The organism is Trebonia sp. (genome assembly GCF_049794275.1).
Lineage (GTDB): Bacteria > Actinomycetota > Actinomycetes > Streptosporangiales > Streptosporangiaceae > Trebonia.
Map to the genome: position 1 here is coordinate 1 of NZ_JBARCR010000070.1, position 5,617 is coordinate 5,617.

Here is a 5,617-nt window from a genome sequence, read left to right on the forward strand (position 1 = left end):
GAGGTCCCGGTGCACGACGCCGCAACTGTGCACTGCTTGCATGGCCTCGACTAGGCCGCCCGCGAGCTTCCAGGCGGCGACGGCAGGGAGCGCACCCTGCGCGGTCACCACGTCGTCCAGTGATGGCCCGGGCACGAACACGGTCGCCAGCCAGGGCGGGTCGTCGTCGAGACCCGCGGCGACAACAGGCGCGGTGTACATGCCGCCGACCGCCCGGGCAGCGGCGACTTCGCGGCCGAAGCGGTGCCGGAACTCGGCGTCGCGCGCGAGTTCTGAGTGCACCACTTTGACGGCCACCGCTCGTCCTGCGGGCGAGTAACCGAGGTAGACCCGGCCCATCCCGCCGGCGCCGAGCCGGGCGCGCAGCTGAAATTCCCCCACACTACGAGGGTCGTTCGCGGAAAGCGGTTCCATCCCTGCTCCCAAGACGCCCAGCGAGACCGCACGCTGAGATTACCCGATGAGTCCCCTGGCGGGCGGCCGGCTGACGCTAAGAAGCCGCCAGGAAATCGCTGTGCGAACGCCGGGAGCTAAGGCTGGTAACGATAGCCCATGCCCGGCTCGGTGAGCAGGTGCCTGGGCCGGGACGGGTTTTCCTCGAGCTTGCGCCGCAGCCGCGTCATGTGAAAGCGCAGGTAATTCGTCCTGTCCTGGAAGCCGGGGCCCCAGACGCCGGACAGCAGCTGGGCCGAGCTGACCAGCTGGCCCGGGCGGCGCAGCAGGATTTCCAGGATCCGCCACTCCGTCGGAGTCAGGCGTGGCGGGGAAGAGCCAGCCGGGACCGTTCCTGATGCTGAATTTTGAATTGTGTGCGCAGCGAGGTCGATGCTCCAGTCACCGATCGTGGCGACCAGCGCCGCGTCATGGGCGGCTCCCTCGTCGCGGCGCAGCGCGGCGCGGAGCCTGGCGAGCAGCTCGCCCATCGCGAACGGCTTGGTCACGTAGTCGTCGGCGCCGACGTCGAGCGCGCCGATCTTGTCGCCGGGGCTGGTGCGCCCGGACAGCACGATGATCGGCGCCCGTGACCAGCCGCGGAACGCGACGATCACCTCGGTGCCGTCCACGTCGGGCAGGCCGAGGTCGAGGATCATCGCGTCCGGCGGGCTGGCCGCCGCGGTGGCCAGCGCCTCCCGGCCGGTGCGCGCGGTCAGCACCTCGTACTGCCTGGCCTGCAGATTGATCTCCAGCGCGCGCAGCAACTGCATCTGGTCTTCGACGACGAGGATCCGCGGCACGGGGCGCCCGGCCGGCCGGGAGGTCTCCGGTCGGCCGGACGCCGCTGCCGTCACCGCGGGCTCAGGCTCCGGCCTGGGCATACTGGGCCTGGCCGGGCAACTCGTCAAGGGCGATGTTCAGGTTGAGCACATTCACCCGCGGCTCACCGAGGAAGCCGATGTTCCGGCCCTGGGTGTACTTGCTGACCAGCGCCTGGACTTGCGATACCGGCAGGTGCCGCGCCGCGGCGACCCGGGGGGTCTGGATGGCCGCGTACTGCGGCGAGATATCCGGGTCGAGGCCTGAGCCCGACGAGGTGACCGCGTCCGGCGGGATCTGCGAGACCTTCACGTGGTCGAACGCCGCGATCTGCTGCTGCAGCTGCTGGACGGTCTTGAGCAGGGTCGTGTTGTTGGGGCCGAGGTTGGCGGCACCGGAGTAGTTCGCGTCGCAGCCGTAGTCGTTCTTCACCGACGAACTGGACGCGTTGGACGGCCGCGGCTGGAAGTACTGCGGCAGCGGGTTGCCCTTCGCGTCCACGAACTCCTGGCACAAGAGCGAAGACCCGACGACCTTGCCGTTGTAGGTGACCAGCGACCCGTCGGCCTGGTTCTTGAATGCGAGCTGCGCCACGCCCACCATGACCACGGGATAGATGATCCCGCAGAGCACGGTGAACACGAGCAGCGCGCGGAACGCCGCGATGTGCTGCCTGACGAGGGTTGGAAGGCGGTTCACGTGGATCACCTGAATCCGGGGATGTTCATGATGACGAGGTCGATCAGCTTGATGAATACGAACGGGATGACCAGCCCGCCGACGCCGTAGATCAACAGGTTTCTGCGGAGCATGGCGCTCGCGGACGATGGCTTGTACCGGACTCCGCGCAGCGCGAGCGGGATCAGCGCGATGATGATCAGCGCGTTGAAGATGATCGCTGACGCGATCGCCGACTGCGGGCTGTGCAGGTGCAGGATGTTGAGCTTCTCCAGGTCGGGGAACGCGATCGAGAACATCGCCGGCAGCATCGCGAAGTACTTCGCGACGTCATTGGCGATGGAGAAGGTGGTCAGGGCGCCACGGGTGATCAGCAACTGCTTGCCGATCTCCACGACCTCGATGAGCTTCGTCGGGTTGGAGTCCAGGTCCACCATGTTCCCGGCCTCTTTCGCGGCCGAGGTGCCGGTGTTCATGGCCACGCCGACGTCCGCCTGGGCGAGCGCGGGCGCGTCGTTGGTACCGTCGCCGGTCATCGCGACGAGCTTGCCGCCTTCCTGCTCCTTCCTGATCAGCGCCATCTTGTCTTCCGGCGTCGCCTCCGCGAGGAAGTCGTCCACGCCGGATTCTTCGGCGATGGCCCGCGCGGTGCGCGGGTTGTCGCCGGTGATCATGACGGTGCGGATGCCCATGGCCCGCATCTCGGCGAACCGCTCGGCGATGCCCTCCTTGACGATGTCCTTGAGGTACACGACACCGAGGGCCCGCGCCGTGCCGTTGGCCGCCTTCTCTGCCACGACCAGCGGCGTGCCGCCGACCGCGGAGATGTCGTCAACCATCTGGCCGAGCTCATCCGGCGGTGTGCCGCCGTTGTCGCGGATCCACTGCGCAACCGAGGCCGCCGCGCCCTTGCGGACTTCCCGGCCGTCGGCTAGGTCGACACCGCTCATCCGGGTTTGCGCGGTGAACGGCACGAACACGGCACCGGGCAGCTCGCCGGGGCCGCGCTCGCGGATGTTGAACTGGTTCTTGGCGAGCACCACGATCGAGCGGCCTTCCGGCGTCTCGTCGGCCAGCGACGCGAGCTGGGCGGCGTCTGCCAGCGTGGCGACATCCACCCCGGACACCGGGAGGAACTCGGTGGCCTGCCGGTCGCCCATGGTGATCGTGCCGGTCTTATCCAGCAGCAGGGTGTTCACGTCGCCCGCCGCCTCCACGGCACGGCCGGACATCGCGAGCACGTTGCGCTGCACGAGCCGGTCCATGCCGGCGATGCCGATCGCGGACAGCAGCGCCCCGATGGTGGTCGGGATCAGCGCCACGATCAGCGCGACCAGGATGATGAGGTCCTGCGGCGCGCCAGAGTAGTAGGCCATCGGCTGCAGCGTGACGACCGCCATCACGAAGATCAGCGTCAGCGAGGCGAGCAGCACGTTCAGCGCCACCTCGTTCGGCGTCTTCTGCCGGGAGGCACCCTCGACCAGGCCGATCATCCGGTCGATGAACGTCTCGCCCGGCTTGGAGGTGATCCGCACGACGATCCGGTCCGACAGGACCCTGGTGCCGCCGGTGACCGCGGACCGGTCACCGCCGGACTCGCGGATGACCGGGGCCGACTCGCCGGTGATGGCGCTCTCGTCGACCGAGGCGACACCCTCGACGACGTCGCCGTCGCCGGGGATGACCTGGCCGGCCTCGACGACCACATAGTCGCCGACCTGGAGCTGGGTGCCGGGTACCTCCTCCTCGCGGAGGCTTGCCGGGTCAGCGCCAGGCGTCCACGAGGTCAGCCGCCGCGCGACGGTCTCCTGCTTGGTGCGCCGCAGCGTCTCGGCCTGCGCCTTGCCGCGGCCCTCGGCGACGGCCTCGGCCAGGTTGGCGAATAGCACGGTCAGCCACAGCCAGGCGGTGATCGTCCAGCCGAATATCGAGGGGTGGATGATCGCCGAGTACGTGGTCAGCACCGAGCCGACCTCGACGACGAACATGACCGGGTTCCTGATCTGGACCCGGGGGTCGAATTTCTTGAACGCGTCCGGCAGCGACTTCCAGAGCATCTTGGGGTCGAGCAGGCCGCCGCCGACCCGGCGGTTCGGCGCCGCGGCGCGCCGCGCTGGCGTGCCGCCGGCGGACGGGGCCGGGGACTTGGTCTGGATCGGGTTGGTGGCCATCAGTGCAGTCCTTCAGCGAACGGCCCCAGCGCGAGCGCGGGGAAGTATGTCAGGCCGACGAGGATGATGATCACGCCGGTGAGCAACCCGGCGAACAGCGGCGTATGGGTCTCCAGCGTGCCGGCGCTTGCCGGCACCGGTTGCTGTCTGGCGAGCGTGCCGCCGAGCGCGAGCACGAAGATCATCGGGGCGAACCGGGCGACTAGCATCACCACGCCGCCGGCCAGGTTGTACCAGCCCGTGTTGGTGGTGAGGCCAGCGAACGCCGATCCGTTGTTGTTGGCCATCGAGGTGAACGCGTAGACGATCTCGGTCAGGCCGTGCGGCCCGGGGTTGAGAATCGACCGCTGCGGCACGCTGAAGCCCAGCGACAACGCTGCGCCTATTAGCGCGGAGAACGGTGTGGCCAGGATGTAGGCCGCCGCCCACTTCATCTCGGTCGGGCGGATCTTCTTGCCGATGTACTCCGGCGTGCGGCCGACCATGAGGCCGCCGATGAAAACCGTCAGCACGGCGAGCATGAGCATGCCGTACAGGCCCGCGCCGACGCCGCCGGGGACGACCTCGCCGAGCATGAGGTCGAACAGCAGGATGCCGCCGCCGAACGCGGTGAACGAGTCGTGGAAGCTATTGACGGCACCGGTTGATGTAACCGTCGTCGACCCGCCGAACAACGACGAGCCGGGGATGCCGAACCTGACCTCCTTGCCCTCCATCGCGCCGCCCGCGGCCTGCAAGGCGGTGCCCGCGTGCTGCCATTCGAAGAACGTGATGCCGCCGACCGCGCACAGCCAGAGAAATGCCATCACGCCGACGAGCAGGTAGCCCTGCCGGTTGTCGCCGACCATCTTGCCGAAGGTCCGCGGCAGCGCGAACGGAATGACGAGCAGCAGGAAGATCTCGAACCAGTTGGAGAACGGGTTCGGGTTCTCGAAGGGGTGCGACGAGTTCGCGTTGAAGAACCCGCCGCCGTTGTTGCCGAGCTCCTTGATGACCTCCTGGGAGGCCACCGGGCCGCCGACCATGTTCTGGTGGCCGCCGGTCAGCGTGGAGATCACGTGCGTGGCGTTGAAGTTGTCGATCACGCCGGTGGCCATCAGGATGATGGCGCCGATCACGGAGATCGGCAGCAGTACCCGGATGATGACCCGGGTCGTGTCGACCCAGAAGTTGCCGAGCCGGTCGGTCTTGTTCCGCATGAAGCCGCGGATCAGCGCGATGACGACCACGATGCCGACGGCCGCGGACACGAAGTTCTGCACGGCCAGGCCGGCCATCTGCACGGTGTAGCCCATCGTGGACTCGCCCGAGTAGTTCTGCCAGTTCGTGTTGGTGACGAACGAGGCGGCGGTGTTCCAGGCGAGGAACGACGGGACGGGGGCCTGCCCGTTGGTGTACGGGAGGTGCTCCTGTATCCGCTGCAACAGGTAAAGGAAGAGCACGCAGATGCCGGAGAAGGCCAGCATGGACCGGGCGTAGGTGCCCCAGCGCTGGTCCGCCTCGGGGTCTATGCC

Annotated in this window: 5 protein-coding genes; all 5 read right to left on the reverse strand. The window is 68.2% G+C overall.

Annotated elements, in window-relative coordinates:
* A partial coding sequence (locus WA805_RS01875; protein WP_425241501.1) for a protein kinase domain-containing protein occupies positions 1–381 on the reverse strand: 381 nt, incomplete at its 3' end.
* A 149-nt stretch (positions 382–530) separates the two neighbouring features.
* Positions 531–1,289 (reverse strand): response regulator, encoded by a 759-nt coding sequence (locus WA805_RS01880; RefSeq protein ID WP_425241502.1) that lies wholly within the window; start codon positions 1,287–1,289, stop codon positions 531–533.
* A gap of 7 nt (positions 1,290–1,296) precedes the next feature.
* Positions 1,297–1,953, reverse strand: a complete 657-nt coding sequence (kdpC, locus tag WA805_RS01885; protein ID WP_422277566.1) for a potassium-transporting ATPase subunit KdpC — start codon at positions 1,951–1,953, stop codon at positions 1,297–1,299.
* 5 nt (positions 1,954–1,958) lie between these two features.
* Positions 1,959–4,103, reverse strand: coding sequence for a potassium-transporting ATPase subunit KdpB (gene kdpB, locus WA805_RS01890; protein WP_425241503.1), 2,145 nt, complete (start codon positions 4,101–4,103; stop codon positions 1,959–1,961).
* Positions 4,103–5,617 (reverse strand): potassium-transporting ATPase subunit KdpA (gene kdpA / locus WA805_RS01895; protein WP_425241504.1); only part of this gene is annotated, 1,515 nt, incomplete at its 5' end. The genes kdpB and kdpA, both read right to left, overlap by 1 nt.

What these genes read in the sequence shown, in the direction of transcription:
- kdpB (WP_425241503.1), bottom strand. Translation starts at nt 4,103, where the DNA reads ATGGCCACCAACCCGATCCAGACCAAGTCCCCGGCCCCGTCCGCCGGC.